At 63.8% G+C, this 23886-nt stretch carries 27 protein-coding genes and 1 riboswitch; of the genes, 12 read left to right on the forward strand and 15 right to left on the reverse strand.

Going from position 1 to position 23886, the window contains the following annotated elements; translation table 11 throughout:
- Positions 1-14 precede the first annotated feature (14 nt).
- Positions 15-962, forward strand: coding sequence for a DMT family transporter (locus tag A3AU_RS0117875; RefSeq protein ID WP_027054074.1), 948 nt, complete (start codon positions 15-17; stop codon positions 960-962).
- Here A3AU_RS0117875 and A3AU_RS0117880 read toward each other — a convergent pair whose 3' ends face one another.
- The 3 genes from A3AU_RS0117880 to A3AU_RS0117890 form a co-directional block, all read right to left on the reverse strand.
- Positions 963-1334: a response regulator gene (locus A3AU_RS0117880; protein ID WP_027054075.1), complete on the reverse strand. Its 372-nt coding sequence runs from the start codon at positions 1332-1334 to the stop codon at positions 963-965.
- A gap of 118 nt (positions 1335-1452) precedes the next feature.
- On the reverse strand, positions 1453-1995 hold the full coding sequence (gene hpt, locus A3AU_RS0117885; RefSeq protein ID WP_027054076.1) for a hypoxanthine phosphoribosyltransferase: 543 nt from the start codon (positions 1993-1995) through the stop codon (positions 1453-1455).
- Between the two features lie 22 nt (positions 1996-2017).
- Positions 2018-2662: a hypothetical protein gene (locus A3AU_RS0117890; protein WP_027054077.1), complete on the reverse strand. Its 645-nt coding sequence runs from the start codon at positions 2660-2662 to the stop codon at positions 2018-2020.
- Positions 2663-2851: 189 nt separating this feature from the next.
- Between A3AU_RS0117890 and ftsE the strand changes: the two genes are divergently transcribed.
- The 3 genes from ftsE to A3AU_RS0117905 all read left to right on the forward strand — a co-directional run bounded on the left by ftsE (position 2852) and on the right by A3AU_RS0117905 (position 5327).
- Entirely contained in the window at positions 2852-3511 is a 660-nt protein-coding gene (ftsE, locus tag A3AU_RS0117895) for a cell division ATP-binding protein FtsE (protein ID WP_027054078.1), read from the forward strand.
- Entirely contained in the window at positions 3504-4490 is a 987-nt protein-coding gene (locus tag A3AU_RS0117900; protein WP_027054079.1) for a cell division protein FtsX, read from the forward strand. Before ftsE ends, A3AU_RS0117900 begins: the two co-directional genes overlap by 8 nt.
- A 111-nt stretch (positions 4491-4601) precedes the next feature.
- Positions 4602-5327, forward strand: a complete 726-nt coding sequence (locus A3AU_RS0117905) for a YdcF family protein (RefSeq protein ID WP_027054080.1) — start codon at positions 4602-4604, stop codon at positions 5325-5327.
- An 18-nt stretch (positions 5328-5345) separates the two neighbouring features.
- Here A3AU_RS0117905 and A3AU_RS0117910 read toward each other — a convergent pair whose 3' ends face one another.
- From A3AU_RS0117910 to A3AU_RS0117920, 3 genes are all read right to left on the reverse strand, one after another.
- Positions 5346-5978, reverse strand: a complete 633-nt coding sequence (locus tag A3AU_RS0117910; protein ID WP_027054081.1) for a pyridoxamine 5'-phosphate oxidase family protein — start codon at positions 5976-5978, stop codon at positions 5346-5348.
- Between the two features lie 128 nt (positions 5979-6106).
- Entirely contained in the window at positions 6107-6577 is a 471-nt protein-coding gene (locus A3AU_RS0117915; RefSeq protein WP_027054082.1) for a nuclear transport factor 2 family protein, read from the reverse strand.
- A gap of 59 nt (positions 6578-6636) precedes the next feature.
- The gene (locus A3AU_RS0117920) at positions 6637-7188 is read right to left on the reverse strand and encodes a carboxymuconolactone decarboxylase family protein (protein ID WP_027054083.1); all 552 of its coding nucleotides are present in this window, start codon (positions 7186-7188) and stop codon (positions 6637-6639) included.
- Between the two features lie 101 nt (positions 7189-7289).
- Here A3AU_RS0117920 and A3AU_RS0117925 point away from each other — a divergent pair, with 101 nt between their 5' ends.
- Both A3AU_RS0117925 and A3AU_RS0117930 read left to right on the forward strand, forming a co-directional pair.
- Positions 7290-8201 carry a LysR family transcriptional regulator gene (locus A3AU_RS0117925; protein ID WP_027054084.1) on the forward strand — a complete coding sequence of 304 codons (912 nt, stop codon included), beginning with the start codon at positions 7290-7292 and terminating at the stop codon, positions 8199-8201.
- A gap of 72 nt (positions 8202-8273) precedes the next feature.
- Positions 8274-9062 carry a lysophospholipid acyltransferase family protein gene (locus A3AU_RS0117930; RefSeq protein WP_027054085.1) on the forward strand — a complete coding sequence of 263 codons (789 nt, stop codon included), beginning with the start codon at positions 8274-8276 and terminating at the stop codon, positions 9060-9062.
- Positions 9063-9080: 18 nt separating this feature from the next.
- Here the strand turns inward: A3AU_RS0117930 and A3AU_RS0117935 are convergent, their stop codons facing one another.
- The 3 genes from A3AU_RS0117935 to A3AU_RS0117945 all read right to left on the reverse strand — a co-directional run bounded on the left by A3AU_RS0117935 (position 9081) and on the right by A3AU_RS0117945 (position 11387).
- The gene (locus A3AU_RS0117935; protein ID WP_032917606.1) at positions 9081-9707 is read right to left on the reverse strand and encodes a LysE family translocator; all 627 of its coding nucleotides are present in this window, start codon (positions 9705-9707) and stop codon (positions 9081-9083) included.
- A gap of 87 nt (positions 9708-9794) precedes the next feature.
- Positions 9795-10742 carry an aldo/keto reductase gene (locus A3AU_RS0117940; RefSeq protein WP_027054087.1) on the reverse strand — a complete coding sequence of 316 codons (948 nt, stop codon included), beginning with the start codon at positions 10740-10742 and terminating at the stop codon, positions 9795-9797.
- Positions 10743-10865: 123 nt separating this feature from the next.
- On the reverse strand, positions 10866-11387 hold the full coding sequence (locus A3AU_RS0117945) for a gamma-glutamylcyclotransferase (RefSeq protein ID WP_027054088.1): 522 nt from the start codon (positions 11385-11387) through the stop codon (positions 10866-10868).
- 137 nt (positions 11388-11524) lie between these two features.
- Between A3AU_RS0117945 and A3AU_RS0117950 the strand changes: the two genes are divergently transcribed.
- Both A3AU_RS0117950 and A3AU_RS0117955 read left to right on the forward strand, forming a co-directional pair.
- Positions 11525-12523, forward strand: a complete 999-nt coding sequence (locus tag A3AU_RS0117950; RefSeq protein WP_027054089.1) for a DUF2125 domain-containing protein — start codon at positions 11525-11527, stop codon at positions 12521-12523.
- A gap of 7 nt (positions 12524-12530) precedes the next feature.
- The gene (locus A3AU_RS0117955) at positions 12531-13460 is read left to right on the forward strand and encodes a sugar kinase (protein WP_027054090.1); all 930 of its coding nucleotides are present in this window, start codon (positions 12531-12533) and stop codon (positions 13458-13460) included.
- Here the strand turns inward: A3AU_RS0117955 and A3AU_RS0117960 are convergent.
- A complete protein-coding gene (locus A3AU_RS0117960; protein WP_027054091.1) occupies positions 13457-14392 on the reverse strand; it encodes a prephenate/arogenate dehydrogenase family protein in 936 nt (311 codons plus the stop codon). The genes A3AU_RS0117955 and A3AU_RS0117960 overlap by 4 nt on opposite strands.
- Positions 14393-14411: 19 nt before the next feature.
- Entirely contained in the window at positions 14412-15521 is a 1110-nt protein-coding gene (gene hisC, locus A3AU_RS0117965; protein ID WP_027054092.1) for a histidinol-phosphate transaminase, read from the reverse strand.
- A gap of 136 nt (positions 15522-15657) precedes the next feature.
- Positions 15658-15735, forward strand: a riboswitch (SAM riboswitch).
- A gap of 106 nt (positions 15736-15841) precedes the next feature.
- Here hisC and metX point away from each other — a divergent pair.
- Both metX and metW read left to right on the forward strand, forming a co-directional pair.
- On the forward strand, positions 15842-17011 hold the full coding sequence (gene metX / locus A3AU_RS0117970; protein WP_027054093.1) for a homoserine O-acetyltransferase MetX: 1170 nt from the start codon (positions 15842-15844) through the stop codon (positions 17009-17011).
- Positions 17012-17069: 58 nt separating this feature from the next.
- On the forward strand, positions 17070-17684 hold the full coding sequence (gene metW / locus A3AU_RS0117975) for a methionine biosynthesis protein MetW (protein WP_027054094.1): 615 nt from the start codon (positions 17070-17072) through the stop codon (positions 17682-17684).
- Between the two features lie 14 nt (positions 17685-17698).
- On the opposite strand, the gene A3AU_RS0117980 is transcribed toward metW, so the two are convergent.
- Positions 17699-18019, reverse strand: coding sequence for a DUF1330 domain-containing protein (locus A3AU_RS0117980; RefSeq protein ID WP_027054095.1), 321 nt, complete (start codon positions 18017-18019; stop codon positions 17699-17701).
- A gap of 348 nt (positions 18020-18367) precedes the next feature.
- On the opposite strand from A3AU_RS0117980, the gene A3AU_RS0117985 reads away from it, so the two are divergent.
- The gene (locus A3AU_RS0117985) at positions 18368-19282 is read left to right on the forward strand and encodes a glycosyltransferase family 2 protein (RefSeq protein WP_027054096.1); all 915 of its coding nucleotides are present in this window, start codon (positions 18368-18370) and stop codon (positions 19280-19282) included.
- Positions 19283-19344: 62 nt separating this feature from the next.
- On the opposite strand, the gene A3AU_RS0117990 is transcribed toward A3AU_RS0117985, so the two are convergent.
- From A3AU_RS0117990 to A3AU_RS0118000, 3 genes are all read right to left on the reverse strand, one after another.
- Positions 19345-20148 carry a DUF1194 domain-containing protein gene (locus A3AU_RS0117990; RefSeq protein WP_027054097.1) on the reverse strand — a complete coding sequence of 268 codons (804 nt, stop codon included), beginning with the start codon at positions 20146-20148 and terminating at the stop codon, positions 19345-19347.
- 88 nt (positions 20149-20236) lie between these two features.
- Complete coding sequence (locus A3AU_RS0117995; protein ID WP_027054098.1) at positions 20237-22054, reverse strand: ABC transporter ATP-binding protein/permease; 1818 nt, start codon at positions 22052-22054, stop codon at positions 20237-20239.
- Between the two features lie 127 nt (positions 22055-22181).
- Positions 22182-22970, reverse strand: a complete 789-nt coding sequence (locus A3AU_RS0118000; protein WP_027054099.1) for a class I SAM-dependent methyltransferase — start codon at positions 22968-22970, stop codon at positions 22182-22184.
- A 141-nt stretch (positions 22971-23111) separates the two neighbouring features.
- Here A3AU_RS0118000 and gloB point away from each other — a divergent pair, with 141 nt between their 5' ends.
- Positions 23112-23879, forward strand: coding sequence for a hydroxyacylglutathione hydrolase (gene gloB / locus A3AU_RS0118005; protein ID WP_027054100.1), 768 nt, complete (start codon positions 23112-23114; stop codon positions 23877-23879).
- Positions 23880-23886 lie beyond the last annotated feature (7 nt).

Below are 23886 nucleotides of genomic sequence, written 5' to 3' on the forward strand. Positions count from 1 at the left end.
GAGCCGGAACCCAGATGCAGAATAGGATGGTGCGCGGCATCCTGAGCCTGTGCCTGGGTGTGCTGGTGTTCTCGCTGCAGGACCCGCTCGTCAAAGCCGTGTCAAGCGGTTACCCGGTGACCGAGGTGATGGCGATCCGCTCGATCGTCGCCTTGCCGATTCTGATCGTCCTCGTCCACGCCGATGTCGGCTTGCGCGCAATCCTGTCGAAGCGGTTCGGCCTGCTGACGATACGCGCTTTCATCCAGTTCACCTCCTACACGGTTTATTATCTGGCCATCGCAGCGCTGCCGCTGGCCGACGCGGTGGCGCTTTATTTCATGGCGCCGCTGTTCATCATGGCGCTGGCCGGACCCTATCTCGGCGAGCGCGTGTCCTGGCGGACGCTGGCGACCGTGCTGATCGGGCTGTTCGGCGTCATCGTCATGGTGCGCCCCGGCGCCGGCCTGTTCGACTGGGCGGCGCTGCTGTCGCTAGGTTCGGCAGCGCTCTACGGATTCTCGCAACTGATGGCCCGCAAGATCGGCGATACCGAATCGTCCACCGTCATGGCCTTTTACCAGAACGGTGCTTATCTCGTTGGCGCAGCCGTCGTTGCCGGCACATTCCACCTTGCCGGCATAACCCACGCCGTTCACCCGAGCGTCGAATTCCTGGTGCGGCCGTGGATATGGCCTACACTGCCGGATTTCCTCAAGATGGCCGCCTGCGGTTTCGTCGCCTCCGCCGGCATGATCCTTTTGTCGCAGGGCTACAGGCTGGCGCCGGCCAACCGGGTAGCCACCTTCGAATACACCGGCATCCTGTGGTCGCCGCTGTGGGGTTTCCTGTTCTTCGCCGAGGTGCCCAGGTCGACCACGGTCATCGGTGCGGCGCTGATCATCGGCGCTGGCCTGCTGGCGCTCAACACGGCACGGCGCAAGAGCGCGGCGCCGGTGCTTGCAACCGCCGATCCGGTGTGATCAGGCGAAGCAGATCAGCGCCCGTTCGACGCGCGAGCGGATTTCGGCCAGCGTGAAGGGCTTTTGCACGACATCGAGGATGATGCCGTTCAACTCCTCGGCGCGCTCGCGTTGGTCGGCATAGCCAGTCATCAGCATGATCTTCATTGCCGGGAAAAGGGCGGCCGCCGCGATCGCCATCTCGATGCCGTCCATCTCCGGCATGCGGATGTCGGAGACGACGAGATCGTAGCCGCCGCTCGCGGCGCGGATCAGCGCCAGGCCTTGAGCGCCGTCGGCGGCGATATCGATTGCGTGGCCGGCGCGTTCCAGCGCGCGGGCAGCGAGGGTGCGGACGGACTCATCGTCCTCGACGATCAGAAGCTTTGCCATGGCCGGCAATTTGGCCGCGAAAAGTTGATGTTTCCTGAAAGGACCCACCGGCCGACGGGCCTAATTTTTCCACGCCGTTAAGGCCTTTTTCAGACCTCGTCGGCAGGCGGCGGTGGCCTCACGCATCGCCTTTTACGACGCCGACGAACGGCAATTCACGGAAGGCGTGCGCGACATCCATGCCATAGCCGACAACGAAATAATCGGGGCAGTCGAAGCCGACATAATCGGCGGTGAGCGCGGTCTGGCGGCGCATGCGCTTGTCGAGCAGCACGGCAATGGAACAGCTTCTCGCGCCGCGCGACAGCATCAGGTCGCGGGTGAAGGTCAGCGTCTTGCCCGATTCCAGAATGTCGTCGATCAGCAGCACGTCGCGGCCGGCAACCTCATTGTCAATGTCGCGCAGCACCCTCACCTCGCCGCTGGTGGTGCCGGCGCCATAGCTGGAGATGAAGATGAACTCGACCTCGGGCGACAGGCCGACATCATGCATGGCGCGGATAAGGTCGGCGGCGAAGATGAACGAGCCCTTCAGCACCGAAATCACCAAGAGATCATGATAGTCGTGCCCGGCGATCTCCTTGGCGAGTTCGAGATTACGCCGTGCGATCGCTGATGCCGAAAACAGGACTTCGATGTCCTTGTCGCGTACGATTGGCATTGTGGTCTTCCCCGGTGATCGCCTAGTCAGCGAAAGTAACCAAAACGGTCTTTACGCCGTTCTTAGGCACGTCGAGCCGGCTGGCAAAGCCGAATCTTTCGCCTGATGCCAGCGAATGGCCGGATGTCCCCAACGTATAGCGGGTCGTGCGGCCGTCATTGCCTGTAACCCGGATTTCGAGCGGCGGCATTGTCGCCGGCGCCACCCCGTCATTGGCCGCCTCGCCATCGACGAACAGCACTGGATTCGCCCCCGAGGCGTCGACGCGCGAGGTGACGCCTGAAATCGTCAACGCCGACGCTTGCGCCCCGGAAAGGAACGGTGCCTGGCGCACCAGCGCATGCCCGCCGGAGACCCAGAAGGCGGCCAACGCGGCGCTGATTCCGGCGATCCAGAAGATCGGCCCGCCGCGCGCGGCCGGCGGCCGTTCCGCCGGCGCTTCCGGCTTGCGCAACATGTCCATGCCCTCGATGGGCGGCGTGACGATCAAGCGCGGCTGTGGCGAAACGTTTTCAACCGGTGGGATTGGTCGCGAGATCACCACATAGTCCGCATCGACGATATCGGCCGCCGGGCCGCGCACGATCCGGTCCGCCACGGCGATTCCCGGGGGATCGGTCATGATTTCGCCGGAAACCGGGCGCGCGGTTCGTTCGTCAGCCATCAAGGCCCCGTTATTGCGCGTGTTCGCTTTTCGTTTCTTTTGCGTAAACACAAATGGTTAACGCTTCCCCACCGGAGCCCTCTTGAAGAGCCGAAAGAACCCAGGAATTAACCGCCGGTTAACCATGCCGGCCGATGGTCTTCTTCCAGAACAGGCTGGCTCGCCGCCACCCGGAATCTCAGGTCGTCGAAATTGATTCGCTTCGAAAATGTCGGCCTCCGCTATGGCATGGGTCCGGAAATCCTCCGTGACATTTCCTTGCATATACCGGAGCGCTCCTTCCAGTTCCTGAGCGGACCTTCGGGCGCCGGCAAGACGACGTTGCTGCGCCTTTTGTTCATGTCGCTCAAACCGACGCGCGGGCTGATCACCATTTTCGGCAAGGACCGCTCGCGCATCTCGCGCACCGAATTGCCGCATCTGCGGCGCCGCATCGGCGTGGTGTTTCAGGATTTTCGCCTGCTCGACCACATGACCACCTATGAGAATGTCGCGCTGCCGCTGCGGGTGCGCGGGCGCGAGGAAACGAGCTACCGCACCGATGTCACCGAGCTGTTGAAATGGGTGGGGCTGGGCGAGCGTATGCATGTGCTGCCGCCGGTCCTGTCGGGCGGCGAGAAGCAGCGCGCCGCCATCGCGCGTGCCTTGATCGAGCAGCCGGAGATCCTGCTGGCCGACGAACCGACCGGCAATGTCGATCCTCCGCTGGCGCGGCGCCTGCTGCGGCTGTTCATCGAGCTCAATCGTCTCGGCACCGCCGTGGTGATCGCCACGCACGACCTCGGCCTGATGGAACAGGTCGACGCGCGCCGCATGATCCTGGCCGGCGGAAGGCTGGACATCTATGACTGAGCTGTCCGCCGAACACCTTGACGAGCAGGACGCCGAGGCGGCCGAGGCAAGGCCACGCGCCCAGCGTCGGATGGCGCCGATCGTGCCGGCGCAGAACATCGCCGGCCGGGCACTCGTCCTGGTCATCGCCATCATGACTTTCCTGTCCTGCCTGACCTTCGGCGCGGTGACGCTGGTGCGCGACACCGCTTCGGTCTGGGAGAACCAGATCTCGCGCGAGGCGACGATCCAGATCAAGCCGGCCGACGGCCTCGACATGGAGGCAGCCCTCACCCAGGCCTCGCAGATCGCCGGCGAATTCCCCGGTGTGAAGTCGACGAGGATCATCGATCGCGAGGCGACCGCCAGGCTCTTGGAGCCATGGCTGGGTTCGGGCCTCAACATCGACGAACTGCCGGTGCCGCGCCTGATCATCGTTACCATCGACGAGAACAGCCCGCCCGACTTCGCCGCCATGCGCGCCGCCATCACGCCGAAGCTGCCGAGCGCGTCGCTCGACGATCACCGCACCTGGGTCGACCGGCTGGTGGCCATGGCCCGCACCACGGTGACCATAGGCATCGCCGTGCTGGCGCTGATGCTGTCGGCCACGGTGCTGACCGTCGTCTTCGCCACCCGTGGCGCCATGGCCGGCAACGGTCACATCATCGAGGTGCTGCATTTCGTCGGCGCCGAGGCGACCTTCATCGCACGCGAATTCCGCCGCCATTTCCTGGTCACCGGCATGAAGGGCGCCGCCGCCGGCGGAGCTGCGGCGGTGCTGGTCTTCATCGTCTTTTCCTGGTGGTCGTCGCGCAACATGGCAACGCCGCAAGCCGATCAGGCAACCGCTTTGTTCGGCAATTTCGCCATCGGCTCGGCAGGTTATCTCGGCGTCGTCCTGATGGTGCTGGTGATCGGCGCGCTGACGGCGGCAACCTCACATGCCACCGTCGTCGCCTATCTCAGCGACATCGACGTTCGCCAGCCCGATGCATGAAAAGGGTGCATGCTTTGGCGGGAATGGAAGCAGGGTGATCACGGATGGAGAAACGGCGTAACGCAAAGTGCGTCTTTTACCTACCAAAGGCCGCATTTCGGGATTAACCATATGGCTATGGACGTGCGGGACTCGACCGGGACGGCTGGGCAGATGCCAGTGGTGGTTGCTCGTTTGCGCGACCGCAGCCCAGTTAGCCGTTTAAGGACCGCGCTGCGCATATCCGCGCTTTCCCTCCTCGTCCTTGTCATGTTGTTTGCCGCCGGCTTCGGCTGGTTCGCCAACAAGGTCGCCCATCTGACCACCCCCGCCAATCCGGCCAAGGCCGATGCCATTATCGTGCTGACCGGCGGCCAGTCTCGCCTCGACGCGGCGATGGATCTGCTGGCGTCGGGCAAGGGCGAGCGGCTGTTGATCAGCGGCGTGCATCCTTCCGCCAGCCGGCGCCAGCTCCAGGCCGCGACCGGTGGCGACAAGAAGCTGTTTTCCTGCTGCGTCGACATCGACCGCGCCGCGCTCGACACGATCGGCAATGCCGAGGAAAGCGCCAAATGGGTCGAAAGCCATGCTTATGGCACGGTGATCCTGGTCACCAACAACTACCACATGCCGCGCAGCCTGCTGGAAATGGGCCGGTTGCTGCATGGCGCCAAGCTGGAACCCTATCCAGTGGTCAACTCCAATCTCGACAATGGGGGCTGGCTGACCAAGCCACGGGCCTTGCGGGTACTGTTCACCGAATACGCCAAATACCTGCTGGCGCTGGCGCGCGGCATCGTACCGATGAAACCGACCCCTGACGGCATCGCACTGGCCGAGACGGCGGCCGGCGGCTGAGCCCCCGGCGAGACCCCGTCATTCCTCGTCTGTCCCCTTCGACGCGGCTTTCAGGCGTAAAACCTCCTGCTCCAGCTGCTCAATGCGCCGGTCCCGCTCGCCGAGAGCTGTCGCCACGTCAGCCGCCTCGAAGCGCTGCGGGATGTGTTGCGGGCAGTTGGCATCCCAGGCCGAGACGGTAAACAGGATGACCTGTTCGGGCCGTGCCTTGTAATCCCGTGGCATCAGCTTCGCCATCAGCTCGGCATCGTTCTCGACGACGCGGGCCGTGCCCCAGATCTTGATGCGCTGTCGCAGCATGTAGTCGATCAGGAACAGGAAGGCTTGCGGGTTGTCTGTTAGGTTGCCCTGCGTGATGAACTGCCTATTGCCGGAGAAATCGGCAAAGCCGATCGTCTTGTCGTCCAGCACCTTGAGAAAGCCGGCCGGGCCGCCGCGATGCTGGATGTAGGGCTGGCCATCGCTGTTGGCCGTCGACAGGAAGACGCTGGTCTGCAGCGCGATGAAAGCGGCAAGGTCTGGCGTGATGACGCCCTGCCAGCCGCCGCGCTCCTCGACGCGGGCATAGGACTGGCGCGAGCCCTTGCGCGCCTGGATCGCCTTGACGGTCGGCGTGAAGGCGACGTCGCTGGTGAAAGCATGCGCGTTCATCGAAAGCCTCCTTAATTCGAGCCGGCCTCCAGCAATTCCAGGAAAAGTGTGTAACGGTTTTCCGTCCGGAATTGCGTAAAAACAAAGAGTTAGAGCGGTTCGGCGATTCCATCAAACGCTGAACCGGTCTAAAGTCCGAGCTCCGACAATATTGGGTGATCGTCCGGGCGGCGCCCGAACGGCCAGTGATATTTCCGCTCGGCTTCCGCGATCGGCAGGTCGTTGATGCTGGCGATGCGCAGGCGCATCAGCCCGTGCTCGTCGAACTCCCAGTTCTCGTTGCCGTAGCTGCGGAACCAGGAACCCGAGTCGTCGCGCCACTCATAGGCGAAGCGCACGGCAATGCGGTTACCGTGGAAGGCCCAGACCTCCTTGATCAGCCGGTAGTCGAGCTCGCGGCTCCATTTACGCGTCAGGAAGGCCTGGATGGCTTCGCGGCCTTGCAGGAATTCCGCGCGGTTGCGCCAGCGGCTGTCGGCCGTATAGGCGAGCGCTACTCGTGCCGGATCGCGCGAATTCCACGCATCCTCTGCCATGCGCGCCTTCTGCGCTGCTGTCTCGGCGGTGAAGGGAGGAAGTGGCGGGCGGCTTTCAGACATGACATTCCTCTGACGACATGAAGGGGTGGATCGGCCGACACCGCCGACCCTGTCCACATTCAGGCTGCATCGCGGGCGGAAACAACCGGAAAATCGATCACAGTCTGGGCAACCTCGTTGATATAATTGGTCCAGACGTTGAGGGCGACATGCTGGACGATCTCGATGATCTCCCCATCATCGTAGCCCGCCAGCCTGACGGCAGAGAGATCCCCGTCGCCGACATGCCCACGGCTTTGCGCAACCCGGGCGGCAAAATGCACAGCCGCGGCCGCCTTGGGGTCCGTGGAGCCACCATGGCGATTGGCCATGATCTCGGCTTCGTCGAGCCTCGCGAGGTTCTTGCCCAGGTAGGTGTGCGCGGAAAGACAGTAATTGCAGCCATTGATCTCGGCGATGGCCAACGCAACGCGCTCGCGTGTCGACGCCGGCAACCGGCCCTTGGCCAGCGCCCCCGACATGCCCAGATAGCCTCCGAGCGCGGCCGGACTGTTGGCGACCATTCGAAACAGGTTCGGCACGACACCGAGCTGTTTTTCAACCGCCTGCAGCAGGGGCTGCGCTGCGGCGGGAGCCGTGGCAATAGACGTTGGCGTAGCGATGCGGGACATGGAACCTTCCTTCTTGATGTGCACGGCGTATATGCACCCTTCCACAGAATGGATGTAGGTGCCATATTTGCAATCAACCTTTCCAATTTCTGGAAGAAGTGATGGATCGCCTGGAAGCCATGTCCCTTTTCATCGCGGCGGCGGAAGACGGCAGTCTTTCAGCCGCCGCACGCCGTTCGGGTGTTCCGCTGGCCACAGTCAGCCGCAAGGTGTCCGAACTGGAACTGCATCTCAAGACACGCCTGCTGAACCGCTCGACACGGCGGCTGACGCTCACCGATGCCGGCGACGCCTACCTTGCCGCCTGCCGCCGCATTCTCGACGAGGTCGGCGAGGCCGAACGCATCGCCGGCGGGGAATACAGCGCTCCCACGGGTGAGCTGATCATCACCGCGCCGATTGTCTTTGGCCGCCTTCATGTGCTGCCGGTCGTCACTGCCTTCCTCGCCGCGTACCCGCAGGTGGATATCCGCCTGACGCTCGGTGACAGGATAGCTCAATTGGCCGAGGACCATATCGACCTCGCCGTCCGCATCGGCCGGTTGCCGGATTCGCGCATGGTCGCCATCAAGGTCGGCTCGATTGGTCATGTCGTGTGCGCAAGTCCGGCCTATCTGGCGGACCGGGGCACTCCGAAAAGCCCGGGAGGTCTCGCGACGCACAGCTGCATCACTTTCGAGGGCCTCAGTTCTCTCGCCACCTGGACCTTCGCGGTGGACAAGGCCGACTTTGCCGTGCCGGTCCGCTCGAGGCTCCGCGTCAACACTGCCGAGGCGGCGATCGACGCGGCAATCGCCGGGGTCGGGTTGACGCGGGTGCTCTCCTACCAGGTCGTCGCCGCTGTGCGGTCAGAAGCGCTGCGTCCCGTGCTCAGGGATTTCGAACCCGAGCCTTGGCCGGTAAACCTGGTGCATGCGGGCCAGAGCCGGTTGCCGGTGAAACTTCGCGCCTTCCTCGACTTCGCCGCGCCGCGCCTCAGGGAACGTCTGGCGCAGGCGACCTGGCAGGAATGAGCCGCATCGCGGTGTTTCCTTTTTGCGCCCGCTTGGTGTAACCAACGCACACTTCCTCACCGGACCTCCCCCATGCTCTATGTCAGATCGCTGGCGTTCAACTTCGTTTTTTACGTCAATCTGATAGTCCAGATGATCCTCTGGACCCCCTATTATTTCCTGTCGCCCCGTCACCGCGCCTGGTTCGTGCCGAAATTCTGGTCGCGCAGCTGCATGTGGCTCTATGACAAGATCGCCGGCACCAGGAGCGACATCGCCGGGCAGGAAAACCTGCCCGAGGGCTCCTTCATCCTGGCGCCCAAGCACCAGTCGTTCTGGGACGCGATTGCGTTCTTTCCCTTCCTTCAGGACCCGCTCTACATCCTCAAGCGCGAGTTGACCTGGATCCCGTTCTTCGGCTGGTACATCATGAAGATGCGCATGATCCCGGTTCATCGCGGCAGCCGCTCCAAGGCCTTGAAGGCGGTGGTCGCGGCGACCAAGGAAGAGATGGCGCGCAACCCACGCCAGTTGATTATCTATCCCGAGGGCACGCGCCGCGCACCGGGCGACGAGCCGGCCTACAAATACGGCATCGTCGAAATCTATACGCAGCTTGGCGTTCCGGTGGTGCCGGTCGCCCATGTCGCCGGCCTCTATTGGCCGCGCCGCAAATTCCTGCGCTATCCCGGCACCATCAAGGCACGCTTCCTGCAGCCGATTCCGCCGGGCCTCGGCAAGGAGGAATTCATGGCGCGGCTCATCGGCGAAACCGAAGCCGCCTGCGATCAGATGCTCGTCGAGGCATCGCGCGCGCCCAACCCGCCGGCCCTGCCGCCGACGGCGGTGAAACGGTTGCGGGAGCTCGGCGCGAAGGCCTGAAGGTCCTCCTGCAGGCAATCAGCCATAGACAGCCAGCACCGTGGTCAGCACCAGCGTCGCGGCGAACACCAGGTTGATGATCCGCGAGGCGACGGGCCTGCGCAGGAAGCGCGCGAACGCGGCGCCAGCCAGCAGCCACAAGGCGTGGATGACAAGGATCATCGCGGCGAGCACCGCCAGCTCCAGCCAGAGGCCGGGTTCGGCACCACCCTGTTTCGACGAGGCGCCGGCGAACACGGCGGCGATCGCCACATAGGCCTTGGGGTTGGCGACAGCCAGAAGAAACCCGGCCAGCCAGGTCGGGCGCGAAGCGTCGGCGGCGCCCGCCGCGAGCGGGGGCGCCGTGGCGATCCTGAAGGCGAGATAGAGAATGTAGGCCGCCGAGCCGACAACCAGCACCGGCGCCAGCCTCGGCATCGAGGAAAGCGCCGCCGTGATCCCGGTCGCCACAACCAGCAGCACCGCGATCGTGCCAAGAACGACCCCCCAGGCATAGCGCAGCGAATCGCGCAGGCCGAAGGCGGCACCAACGGCGGTGACGCTTATCGTTGCCGGCCCCGGGCTACCCATGACAACGATCGAGGCCAACACCAGCGCGAGCAGCGGTCGCCAAAGCTCCGGCTGCGAGAGAAGCGGCTCAGTCATTGCACCCTCTGTCTTGCCTTGAGCGCAGGACGCTAAGGCAAGACAGGGTGGGTGGTCTTGGACGTTCGTGCGGAGGCGGCCGAAGCCTCAGCCGCTCGCTCTGTCGAGCTCGGCCATGTCGTCGGCTGTCAGTTTCAGCGACGCCGCGTTGATCAGGCTGTCCATCTGGCTGGGCTTGGTGGCGCTGGCGATAGGCGCGGTGACGCCGGGCCGCGCAATGACCCAGGCAAGCGCGACCTCGGCCTGCTTGGCCGAATGCCTGGCGGATACCGCGTCAAGGGCGGCGAGAATACGCATGCCGCGCGCATTGAGGTAGTCTTTCACCCCGCCGCCGCGCTCGCTTTGGCCGAGATCGGCCTCGCTGCGGTATTTGCCGCTCAGAAAACCCTTGGCCAGGCTGAAATAGGTGATGACGCCGATGTCCTCGGCCACGCACAGATCGCGCAGCGGCCCATCGAAGGAGGAGCGGTCGTAAAGATTATACTCCGGTTGCAGCACCTCGTAGCGAGGCAGGCCGCGCAGGCTTGCCACGTCGAGCGCGGCGCGCAACTGGCCGGCGTCGAGGTTCGAGCAGCCGACATGACGGACCTTGCCCTTGGCGAGCAGTTTCTCGTAGGCCCCGAGCGTTTCCTCGTATGGCGTCGTCGGGTCCGGCCAGTGCGACAGATAGAGATCGATGACATCGGTCTGCAGCCGCTTCAGGGAGGCGTCGACGGCCTTTTCGATATAGGCGGCTGACAGGTCCTTGTGACCTTGCCCCATATCCGAGCCGACCTTGGTGATCACCACGACCTTGTCGCGGTTGCCACGATCTTTCATCCAGTTGCCGATGATGGTCTCCGATTCGCCGCCCTTGTTGCCCGGCACCCAGCGCGAATAGGCGTCGGCCGTGTCGATGGCGTCGAGGCCGCCTGCGACGAAGCGATCGAGCAGGTCAAACGAGGTTTTCTCGTCGGCGGTCCAGCCGAACACATTGCCGCCCAGGACCAGCGGCGCGATGGAAAGGTCGGTGCGACCGAGACGGCGTTTCTGCAAGACTGATCTCCGTGATGATTTGGGGCCGGGCGCAGGACGCCCGCTCACTGGGTTCGGACCCTAACCTAGGTCTTGCCGCATCGAGGTCAAAGGCCTGGCGGCCTTTTCCGCAGAGCCAGCGCTTCACAAAGGTGCTATCTTCCGCGCCACCTCCTCCAGCCAATGGTCGCGGATGCCGAGTGCTTCCAGATGTTTCAGCGTGCTGAGCACATAATCCTCGTTGTTGCCGGATTGGCCGACCGCGCCGCGCACCATTGCCGCCGCATCCGCCGCGTCCAGCGCCCCGGCATATTGCTCATGCTTGCGGTCGACGATGTAGGCCACCGCCTCGACCGCCGCGCCACCATCGAGGCGGACCTTGAGCGTGCGCTCGAGATAGACTGATGTGACGAGCTCGCGCTCGCGCAGATAGGCGATGACCTCGTCGCGCAATTCGCCTGGCACGCGGAAGGCAAGGCCGACGCAGGAGCCGCCATGGTCTAGGCCGAGCACCAGTCCGGGCCGATGGCGCGTGCCGCGATGCACGAAGGAATAGACACAAAGCGAGCGGCGGTAGCCGTGCAGATGGGCGCGCCGTGTCTCGACATGCGCGAAACCCGGCCGCCAGATCAGCGAACCGTAGCCAAACACCCAAAAATCGCCCATATCGCCGCGCCTGATTGCAAAAAGAATGGCAACACCGCACCGGAAACCGGTGTTTTTTCCGCTCGTCTCTGTCTACCTAGTGTTGTCGGAATCGAAGGTCCGTCCACCAATACCCATGCGTTAATGAGAGCCAAAGCATGACGTCAAGTGACGAACGCCAACCAAAGTCCCGCCGCGGCCTGTTCTGGCTCGTGGCGTTCATCGTTGTGCTGTTTGCCATTTACAGCGCCGGCTGGTTCTACCTGGCCAACAGGGTCAGGACGGAAGCCGACAAGGCGGTTGCCACGCTCAACAAGAGCGGCATCCAGGCCGGCTGCGCCAATCTCCAGGTCAGCGGTTATCCCCTGAGCTTTGCCGTGTCTTGCGACAATCTGGCGTATGAGGACGATGCCAGGAATATCGCGGCCTCGGCCGGCTCCTTCAATGCCGTCGCCCAGATCATCCAGCCTTTGTCGCCCGTCGCCGATCTGCGCGGCCCGCTCAGGACCTCCGTCCCCGGCATGGTGCCGCTGTGGATCGACTGGGACAACCTGCAGGCCAACGTCAAACTGTCATGGCCGCTACCACGGCGTATCGCACTGCAGGCGGACGGCCTGTCGGGCCAGACCGATCCGGCCGACGACACCGATCCGGTGGAGTTGTTCAGCGCCGGCAAGGCATCAGGCCAGCTGCAGCCGAACGGCGGGGATATCGACTATGTCGGCAGCTTCACCGATCTGGAGATCGACCCGGACGCGATCGGCGGGCGCGTGCTGCCGGCGCTCGATGCCGGCGGCGACGCCACGCTGAAGAATGGTGTGGCGCTGATTGGAACGCAGGTGAAGAGCCTGCGCGGCCAAAAGGTCGAGATCCGCAACCTCGATCTGTCCTCGGGCACGGCGCGGGTCACCGTTTCCGGGCCGTTGTCGGTCGATACGGAAGGCCTGGTCGATGCCGACCTGATGATCCGGATCAAGGATCCGAAAGCCGTGGCGACCATCCTGGCCGGTGCCGTACCCGAGCAGAAGAATGCAATCGAGCAGGGTTTTGCCGCGCTGGCCATGCTCGGCAGCGAACCGTCGATGCCGCTCAAAGTGGTCAAGGGCAAGGCCTCGCTCGGTTTCATCCCGCTCGGCAAGATCAAGCCGGTTCAATAGCGCGGCCATGGCAATCCCAGCGAGGCTCCTGAGTGTCGGCGCGCTGACGCTGGACACCATCCTGCGTGTCGAAACGCTGCCCACGCATCAGGGAAAGTTCATCGCCGCCGACGGTATCCAGATCGCCTCGGGTATGGCCACGAGTGCCGCCTGCGCCGCGCACCGCCTGGGCGCCGAGGTGTCGCTGTGGGCGAGCGTCGGCGATGACACAGTCGGCGATCAGCTGATTGCCGGCATCGAGGCTGAGGGTGTCGATTGCAGCCACGTGCGCCGCGTCAGTGGCGCCCGTTCGGCACTGGCCTCGATCCTGGTGGACGCCCATGGCGAGCGCATCATCGTGCCTTTCTACGACAGTCTGGCGCAGGCCGATCCCGGGACTTTGCCTTTCACGGACATCGCTGTGTTCGATGCCGTGCTGGTCGACGTGCGCTGGCCGGGTGCCGCGGCGCTAGCCCTGAAGGCGGCGCGCGCCGCCGGTCGGCCGGCGATCCTCGATGCCGACACAGCACCGCTGGCGGTGCTGGAGCAGCTGTTGCCGCTGGCCTCGCACATCGTCGCCTCCGAGCCAGCCGTCCGCATCATATGCGGCCAGGCGTTGGATATGGAGACGGCCTGCAAGGACATGGCTTCCCGCACCGACGCATTCGTCGCGGTCACCGGCGGCGCGGCAGGCACATGGTGGTTCGATCGAACAGCCGGATCATGCCGTCATGTCGCGGCGCCAAAGATCAAGGCGGTCGACACACTGGCCGCCGGCGATGTCTTTCACGGCGCCTTTGCCGTCGGACTGGCGGAAGCCATGCCGGTCGAGCAGGCCTTGCGCTTTGCCAGTGCCGCCGCCGCGCTCAAATGCCTGCGCTTCGGCGGCAGGCTCGGCGCACCGGACCGGCCCGAGACGCTGGCGATGGTCGCGGCGACCTGGCCTGCAACAGCCTAGCTCTTCGCCGGGCGCTCGACCGCCTGCCGGCCGAAATCCGGCGCGTCGATATCCTGGCCGGCCTCGATGATCGAGCGGCGCACGGCGCGGGTGCGGGTGAACAGGTCGAACAGCTTGTCGCCGTCGCCCCAGCGGATCGCGCGCTGCAGGAACGCCAGGTCTTCCGAAAACCGCGCCAGCATTTCGAGGATGGCGTCCTTGTTGTGCAGGCACACGTCCCGCCACATGGTCGGGTCGGATGCTGCCAGACGCGTGAAGTCGCGAAAGCCGGAGGCGGAATATTTGATGACTTCGGTCTTGGTCACCGATTCCAGATCGTCGGCTGTGCCGACGATGTTGTAGGCGATGATGTGCGGCAGGTGCGAGACGATGGCGAGCGTCATGTCGTGATGCTGCGGGTCCATCGTGTCGATGTTGGCGCCGCAGCGGCGCCAGAATTCCGACAGCCTTTCCAGCGCCTCCGGATCGGTGTCCGGCAAAGGCGTGAAGATGCACCAGCGATTGTCGAACAGATCGGCAAAGCCGGCATCCGGTCCGGATTTTTCCGTACCCGCCAGCGGATGTCCGGGGATGAAATGGACGCCGCCAGGCACATGTGGCTGCATTTGCGCGATGACCGAGGCCTTGGTCGAGCCGACATCGGTAAGAATCGCACCCTGCTTCAGCGCCGGGGCGATTTCCTGCGCCACCGCCCCCGATGAGCCGACCGGCACCGAGACGATGACCAGATCGGCGTCGCGAGCCGCTTCCTTCGCATCCGTCGTGTAGGACGAGCCCAGTCCAAGCTCCCGCGCCCGCGCCAGCGTCGCGGCGCTGCGGGTGGAGATGGCGACGTGGCCGGCCAGGCCTTCGCGGCGGATGACGCGGGCCAGCGACGAGCCGATCAGGCCGATGCCGACCAGCGCGATCTTTTCAAACATCGGTGATGTCATGGTGCGGCTTTCGGGCGTTCTAGCTTTTCAGGAATGTCGTCAGCGCGGCGACGACGCCGCGATTGGCCTCTTCGGTGCCGACGGTCATGCGCAGCGCGTTGGGGAAACCGTAGCCGGAAACGCGCCGCAATATATAGCCGCGCGCCGTCAGGTAGTCGTCTGCCGCCGCCGCCGAATGCTTCTGGTCGTCGGGAAAATGGATGAGCAGGAAATTGCCGACGCTCGGCGTCACCCGCAATCCGAGCCCGGTCATCGCCGCGCTCAGCCAGGCAAGCCAGGTCTCGTTATGCGCCACGCTACGCTCGACATGGGCGCGGTCGCGGATCGCGGCGATACCGGCCTCGATCGCCGTCGCATTGACGTTGAAGGGACCGCGCACGCGGTTGATGGCGTCGACGATGTGCATGGGTCCGTACATCCAGCCGATCCGCGCCCCGCCGAGGCCGATCTTGGAGAAGGTGCGGGTCATGACCACATTCTCGGCGCTGCCGGCCAGTTCGATGCCGGCTTCGTAATCGTTGCGGCGGACATATTCGGCATAGGCGGCGTCGAGCACCAGGAGCACATTGCGGGGCAGGCCGGCATGCAGGCGGCGCACCTCCTGGAACGGCACATAGGTGCCGGTCGGATTGTTGGGGTTGGCGAGGAACACGATTTTCGTACGCGGCGTGACGGCGGCCAGGATCGCATCGATATCGGCGCGCTCGTCGGTCTCCTTGACCACAACCGGCACCGCGCCTGCCGACTGTATGTAGATCTTGTAGACCATGAAGGCGTGTTCGGTGAACACGGCCTCGTCGCCAGGGGCGAGATAGGTCTGAGCCAGAAGACCGAGGATCTCGTCGGAACCGTTGGAACAGATAATGTTCTGCGCATTGAGGCCATGCGCCTCGGCGATCGCCTCACGCAGCCGCCTGGCGGTGCCATCGGGATAGATGTCGAGCTTTCCAGCAATCTCCCGCGCGGCCTCGATCGCCTTCGGTGACGGACCGAGCGGATTCTCGTTCGACGACAGCTTGTAGACCTTGGCGACGCCGGCCGGCGCCGTGCTCTTGCCGGGCACATAGGCGTCGATGTCCATGATGCCCGCGCGCGGGGTTGGACGTGCCTGATCCGGTGTCTGTGTCATTTTCAGTAAAATCCGTCGAAATGCCCCCATCTGGAGGCCGCAGCGGAAATACAAGCCATGGGCGGCAATGTCGAGAGGTGGCAGTGGGGCCAGCAGACGGCATTGACGGCGGAGCGGACGAGTTCTAGAAGAACAATGACAGTCCCGTGGTGATTTGGCCGGTCGGCTTGCAGCCACGTTAAACAATTCGCTAAAGGGCCGTTTGCGTGACGTAACCGGCTTTGCGAATGGCAATGCCGGTTTTTTATTGTCCGCTGCCGGCCGGACGACGCATCGGCGGGCGATCTGTCGGCTGATACGATGCAGCAAGTGAGACGAGAATGGCCGCTCCGCGTGCAGGAAAGACCAACAACGAGGCCGACCAGCCGTCGAGCCCGGTGTTGCGCTTTGGGCCCGACAAGCCGCTCAAGCTCGACGCCGGCACGCTTCTGTCGCCGTTCCAGATCGCCTACCAGACCTATGGCACGCTGAACGATGCCCGCTCCAATGCCATCCTCGTCTGCCACGCATTGACCGGTGACCAGCATGTCGCCAGCACCAACCCGGTGACCGGCAAACCGGGCTGGTGGGAAGTGCTGATCGGCCCCGGCAGGATCATCGACACCAACCGTTTCTTCGTCATCTGCTCCAACGTCATCGGCGGCTGCCTCGGCTCCACCGGGCCGGCCTCGACCAACCCCGCCACCGGCAAGCCCTATGGGCTCGACCTGCCGGTCATCACCATCCGTGACATGGTGCGCGCGCAGCAGATGCTGATCGACCATTTCGGCATCGAAAAACTGTTTTGCGTGCTCGGTGGCTCGATGGGCGGCATGCAGGTGCTGGAATGGGCGTCGAGCTACCCCGAGCGCGTCTTTTCGGCGCTGCCGATTGCCACCGGCGCCCGCCATTCCTCACAGAACATCGCCTTCCACGAGGTCGGCCGACAAGCCGTCATGGCCGATCCGGACTGGCATGGCGGCAAATATTTCGAGCACGGCAAGCGCCCGGAAAAGGGCCTGGCGGTGGCGCGCATGGCTGCCCACATCACCTACCTTTCCGAGGCCGCCCTGCACCGCAAATTCGGCCGCAATCTGCAGGATCGCGACCACCTGACTTTCGGCTTCGACGCCGACTTCCAGATCGAAAGCTATCTTCGCCATCAGGGCATGACCTTCGTCGACCGCTTCGACGCCAATTCCTACCTCTACATGACGCGGTCGATGGACTATTTCGATCTCGCCGCCGACCATGGCGGCAGGCTGGCGGACGCCTTTGCCGGCACCAAGACCCGTTTCTGCCTGGTGTCGTTCACATCGGACTGGCTGTTTCCGACCGAAGAAAGCCGCTCCATCGTGCATGCGCTCAACGCCGCCGGCGCCTCGGTATCCTTCGTCGAGATCGAGACCGACCGCGGCCACGACGCCTTCCTGCTTGACGAGCCGGAACTGTTTGCCGCCATCAAGGGCTTCATCGGCTCGGCGGCTCGCGCCAGGGGGCTGAGCGCATGACCCGGGAAAGTCGCGGACTTGTCCGTCCAGGATCACGCCCCATCCAGGAGGCGACATCATGAGTGTCAACGGCAGCCAGCGCGTCGATCTCGAGGTCGTCGCCAACCTCATCCCACCGCAGTCGCGCGTGCTCGACGTCGGGTCGGGCGACGGTTCATTGCTCGAATTGCTTCAGGAGACCAAGCAGGTCGACGGCCGCGGGCTTGAATTGTCGCAGCGTGGCGTCAACGAATGCGTTGCGCGCGGCCTCTCGGTCATCCAGGGCGACGCCGACAAGGATCTCGAATTCTATCCCGACAAGGGTTTTGACTTCGTCGTCCTGTCACAGACCTTGCAGGCCACCCGCAATCCGAAGCTGGTACTCGACGAACTGCTCCGGATCGGCAATCGGGCAATCGTGTCCTTCCCCAATTTCGGCCATTGGCGGGTGCGCCTGTCGCTGTTCGTCAACGGCCGCATGCCGGTAACGAAGGACCTGCCCTATTCCTGGTACGACACGCCCAACATCCATTTCTGCACCATCCGCGATTTCGTCAATCTGTGCGAGGAACTCGGCGCGACGGTGGAAAAGGCAACCGCGCTCGATGCCGCCGGCCAGAAGATCGGCCTGTCCATGCCCTGGTGGTTCTGGAACTTCTTCGGCCAGCAGGCGGTGTTCCTGCTGAAGCGATAGGCGCATCGGCCAACCTATCGCAGAACATCCGTCGCTTTGTGCGGATGCTCGACGCCGTCGACCATGATGACGACTGAGTCTGAGTTATCGGTGCGCAGCGAGAGGATCGCCTGATACGCGGGCGACCCATACCAGCCGCGCATCCGTCGCCGATCGGGGAACTCGATGATGATCAGATGACCCGGCCATTCGTTCTCGACCGCCTCGACATCGCCGCCATGGACGAGGAAGCGGCCGCCGAAAGGTTCCAGCGTGGCATCGATCCTGTGCAGATATTCGACGATCTGCGGACCCATCGTGACTTGGCGCATATGGGCAACGGCGTAGGCGGTCATGACGCAACTCCTTTGTCGATCGAAGCCGATTTACCGGCTCGATGGACGCAATGTGCCAGGGGGCAGGAGGGAGTGCGATTACGCGAGAGGTAATGGAAAAGGCGCGGCAGCAACCCGCACGAAGACACGCGACCGCACGGAGTTCAGCCCGCAGCGGTGTTGCCATCGAGTCACGGAACGGCGAATTCACCGTCTTCGCGAGACTGGAACCCTGGTCGAAAGCATGACATCAGGACATGTCTTCTGTAGCGTCTCGTATCTGAGCCGAGACGTGAAAAGGGATGGTTGTATCCGTCCGGTCACTGCAAAAAATCGAAGCCGCCTAGCCGGGGATTGAGCCGACACGACGTGTCCGAAAACGCAGACACCCCTCCCCTCATCACGGTCGTCACGCCGACGCATAACAGGCGTGAGACGCTGTTGCGCGCCGTGCAAAGCGTGCTTTCCCAGACCATGCGGCGGCTCGAGCACATTGTCGTGGATGATGGCTCGACCGACGGCACCGGGGCCGCGCTGGCCCGCATTCACGACCCACGGCTGGTCTATATCGGCGCGAAATGGCGCGGCGCCAACGCCGCCAGGAATGCCGGCATCGAGCGGGCGAGCGCGCCTGTCGTGACATTTCTTGATTCCGACGATGTCTACCTGCCGCACCGGCTCGAACGGACCTTGGCCTGGTTCGAGGACAATCCAGCACTTCAGGTGCTGCTCTCCTCATACGTTTCCCTGAAAGGAAATCGAACCACCAATTGTGTCAACCGCACCGCCTTTCTGAGCCCGCCCATGCTGGAGCGCGCGGTGTTTGTGCAGACAGCTTTCGTCGCCGGTTCGGCGATAACGGCTCGTCGCGAGGCCTTGCTGGCCATAGGCGGCTATGACAGCGACATCAACCGGATGCAGGACCGGGAGTTGCTGCTGCGTCTCGCCGCACGCTTCGGCGCGCAATTGTCCGGGGACATCGACTGGACGAAGCACAATTCGCAGAACTCGATCTCGAGCCGCCGGGGCGGTTATATCGAAGCCTATGCGAGCCTGATGGCCAAACATCCGGATATCGCCCGCCGCTATCCGCACATCCCGCCTTTCATGATCGCGCGGCAGATCCTCGCCGATCTTCTCAACGGCCGTATACCTCAGGCATTTGCCGGATACATGACCAACCGCTCATCGTCAGCGCTCGGCTATTCCCTGCCGGAACTGGTCAATGGCTATGTCTGTGGCCGACGCACGCGTCGCGACCTCTACAATGAAGTTCGCGGCTAACGCTCATAGCTGCGCTGAAGAGAACCCTTTCAGATTGCCGCGCCGGCTTGACCGCCGGCGGCTCACCGGTCGAGTTCGGGGAAATAGGGATCCGACAGGAACCGCCTGTCGCGTTCGCCCCGCAGACAGTCGATCGGCGTGTCGGCGTCGACGGGTATGACCCTGGCCTTGTCCTGGACGCCGCTCACTTCGAGAATCAGCTTGCGCCGGATGGCGGTTGAGAATTCGGCAGCCGCGTGGATCGGCAGCACGAAGGAACCAGGACCACCGGTCACGCACTGCGCATAGTACTGGTCGAGATGGCTGAAGGTCGGCGACGGATTAATCAGGATTGGCAGGCCGTTGACGACGATGCCTTTGGCGGTTGCCGCATCGCGCATCGCGGTGACCGGCGGCCCGATATTGTTCGGACCATCGCCCGATATGTCGATGACGCTGCGTTCGCCCTTGAAATTCGTCCCGTCGAACAGCCCGGCGCCGAAGGCAAGAGCAGTGGAAATCGAGGTGCCGCGAAAACTCCGGAACGGCCGCGCCGCCACCTTGCCGGCGAAGCTGTTGGCGCTCTCGGCGCTGTCGATGATCTGCCAGCCGATGATCGCGTCATCGCGCACCGTGCCGGCCCATTCGAAATAGGCGATGGCGATGCGGCCCGTATTGCCGGATCGGACAGCCTGGATGAAGTCGGTATGCCGAAGCGCCTCGACATAACCGGCGCGTTGCAGGGCAGATTCCTTCTCGTCCATCGACAGCGAGATATCGACCGCCAGCACCAGTTCGACGTCGACAGCCAGCGCCTCCGATGGCGAAGCAACGGGCATTGGCTGGGTACAGGCAAGACAGGCAAGCAGGCGCAGGGCATCGAGCATCGCCACCGCCAAGGTTCGCTTCTCCGGGAAATCTTCCCTTGCGATCGCGGCAAAATAAAGCTCGCCGCGACAGTACGCGAAAACGGCCCTATTTCTTGCGGCGGGCGGCAGCCGGCGGCGGGTCGATGGCGCCGGCCCGGACGCGGGAGGGCTTCAGCGCCTGAGCATCGGAATCCTTCACGATCGTCAGGCCGCGCGGAAAGAACTGGGGGTTGTGCTGGCCGCGTCCGATGTTGATGATCGTGGCGCCCTTCAGATGCTTCTCCAGCATCGACAGCACGCGTCGCAGCGAGGGCCCGTCGAACGCATCCATGGCTTCGTCGATGACTACCCATTTCGGCTGCCGCAATGCGAGCCTGGCCACACCCAGCAAACGCTGTTCGTCATCGCCCAATTCATGGTCCCAGCGCCCGACACGGTCGAGCGAGGATGACAGCCGCTCGAGACCAACCTCAGCCAGCACCGCCGCAATGTCGGCATCGGTCGCCGGCGCATGCCCGTTGGCGTGATTGAGCACTTCGCGCAAGGTGCCGGCCGGCAAATACGGGACGCGCGGCACGAAGATGAGGGTTTCTCCCGCCGGCAGGCCTATGGTTCCGCTGCCCCACGGCCAAAGCCCGGCAATGGCGCGGAAGAACAGCGTCTTGCCGGCGCCCGGCTCTCCCGTGATCATAACGCGTTCGCCAGCTCGAATCTCGACATGCTTGTCGGAGAGTTTTGTGCAGCCCTCGGGCGAAGCCACATGAAGCGTCTCGAAGGTCAGGCTGCCATTGGCGTTTTGATCGAAGTTGATGCGCTTTTCGGTGTCGTGCAGCACATCTGTTTCATTGAGCGCGATGCGGAAATCGGCGACGCGCATCAGCGTGGCCCGCCAATCGGCGATGCTGCCGATATTGTTGATGAACCAGCGCAACGAAGAGTGGACCTGGTTGAAGGCGCCGACCGCCATCATCAACCCGCCGAAGCTGATATCGCCCGAGAAATAGACAGGCGAGGCGACCAGGATCGGCGCCACGACGGTGATCCAGCCATAGGTATCGGTCACCCAGGACAGGTTGATCTGGGCTGTGTAGATGCGCCGCATGGCGCCCAGCACCGTACCGAGGTCGAGCTCGAGCCGTCGCCGGGCATCATCCTCGCCATGATAAAGCGCGATGGCATCGACATTCTCGTTGACCCGCACCATCGAGGAGCGCAGCTCCGCCTCTCGTGTGTAGCGGTCACTGTTGAGGCTGATCAGCGGTCGTCCGACCAGCCAGCTCAGCCACGAGGCGGTGCCGGCATAGAGGAACGCGGCCCAGACCATGTAGCCCGGTATGGCCAGCGCCCAGCCATTGACGTGGAAGACGAAGCCCGAAGACAGCTCCCACAGCACGCCGACGAAGGACACGAGCAAGATGAGCGACTGCAAGAGCCCGACGCCGAGGTCCGTCGACAGATCAGACAGATGCGCCGCATCCTGCTGCATGCGCTGGTCGGGATTGACGCCGATGGCGCCGGCATTGGCCAGCCGGAAGGCGCGCGCCGGTCGCATCCACTGGTCGATCAGGTCCAGCGTCAGCGCCTCGCGCAGCTTCAGCCGGATCATCTGGTTGAGCCAGGTCTGGCCGATATTGAGCACCAGCAGTCCGCCGGCGATCATCGCAAAGACGAGGAGCTGGTGCAGGAAGGCCGCCATGTCGCGGCGCGCCAGCGCATCGTAGAAGGGCTGGTTCCAACGGTTGAGCAGGACCTGGCCGATCGACGTCGCGATGATGACGGCCATGATGCCGACTGATGTCCACAGCAGCCACTTGCGAACCGGCGAGCCCACCAGCGCTTGTTTGATCGTCGTCACCTGATCGCGCAGGCTGCTGGCCACAGCGACCGGCTGAACGGTGGCCTGATTGTCCAATTGATCAGCCATATCAGAGGTCCTTGCGTTCAGGTGCGATGCTGAACCGGATGAAGAGAGCCGACCGCCGCTGCCGGTCAACCAGTCCGGGAGAGAGATAGGTCGGAAAAATGCCGCGCGAGCAAGGTTACCACCTTGATCACGAAGGTTTCATTTGGCGAGCCGGTGCGGTCGCGCCTCCGGCCTCGGCCCGACGTCCGAGCCGCGTCGCGCCGTGTGGCGACAGCACAGGCACGAAAACGCGGCGCGAGGCGCGCTGGGCGACCGGCACGCCCTGATACAGCCGCTTTTGGGCCTCGACGACGATGACGCCGGAAAAGATCGGCCACAGCCGCCGGCCTGCGCGCTCCAGCACATTGTGGAAGCGCATCATGAAGCGCCGCCGCGATGGCGGGAAAAACAGCGCGTCGGACCATGCGGCAGGCGTGAAATTCGCCTCGCGCAGCAGCTCCGTCAATTGCCCGCGCGAGAACGGCCGGCCATTGCCGAACGGCGTATGCTCGAAGCGCGCCCAGACACCGCGCCGGTTGGGCACGACGATAACGACGCGGCCCGCGGGCGACAGCACCCGCCAGATCTCGTTCAGCGTCTCGCGCGGATTTTCGACATGTTCGAGTGAATGGACGAGCAACATGCGGTCGATGCAGGAATCGACCAGCGGCAGTTCCTCGTCGAAGACCAGCGCCGTCGACGTCGGCCCTGTCGCCGGCCAGACCACGGCGCCCTGCGTCGCCGGCATGAAGGCGAACACCCGCTCGGCATCGGTGCCGAAACGCTCCAGCCAGGGCAAGGTATAGCCGAGACCAACCAGCCGTTCATTGGGGACAGTGGCCCATATCGACGACAGCGCCATGGTGATCGAGCGCTCGGCGAACCGGCCGAGCGTTGTCGAATAGAAGGAACGAAGGTCGACGATGTCGGAATGCATTTCAGGGATGTAGCCGCGATACCGGCAGGTTTCAACAAAGGCGCTCCACTGTGGCCGACATCCAGGAGTGACATTTGTCATCGCCAGGATGACATCCACGCGCCGACGCCCTATGTCTGCGGCAACCGACGGAGAGATGTGATGGCGGTCGAAATCGAACAGTTCATGTGCCGCAGCGACAATTTCGGCGTGCTGGTGCACGATCCCAAAAGCGGGCAGACCGCGATCATCGACGCCCCTGAGGAAGCGCCGATCCTGGCCGCGCTCAAGCGCACCGGCTGGACGCCGACGATGATCCTGACCACGCATCATCATATGGACCATGTCGAGGCCAATCTGGCGCTCAAGGAGCGCTTCAAGCTGCGCATCGTCGGCCCGGAGGCGGAAAAGGCCAAGATCCCCGGCATCGACGAAACCGTCGAAGAGGGCTCCGTCCTTCATCTCGGCGACGAGCGCATCGAAGTGATCGCCACCCCCGGCCATACCGCCGGCCACGTTTCCTATCATCTGCCGGCGTCGAAAGTGGCGTTCACCGCCGACACGCTGTTCGCGCTGGGATGTGGGCGGCTGTTCGAATGCAAGCCGTCGGTGATGTACGAATCGCTGAAGAAGCTTGCAGCCCTTCCCGCCGAGACGGTGATCTATTGTGGCCATGAATACACACTCGCCAACGCTCGTTTCGCGCTTAGCGTCGACCCGACCAATTCGGCATTGAAGGAACGCGCCGCCAGGATCGAGGCGCTGCGCGCCGACAACAAGCCGACGCTGCCGACGACGATCGGCGAGGAATTGTCGACCAATCCTTTCCTGCGCTGGCACGATCCGGCGATCCGCAAGCATCTCGGCATGGAAAAGGCCGGGGATGCCGAGGTGTTCGCCGAGATCCGCAAGCGCAAGGACAATTTTTGAGCGTGCG

This window comes from Mesorhizobium erdmanii USDA 3471, from assembly GCF_000472705.1.
GTDB lineage: Bacteria > Pseudomonadota > Alphaproteobacteria > Rhizobiales > Rhizobiaceae > Mesorhizobium > Mesorhizobium erdmanii.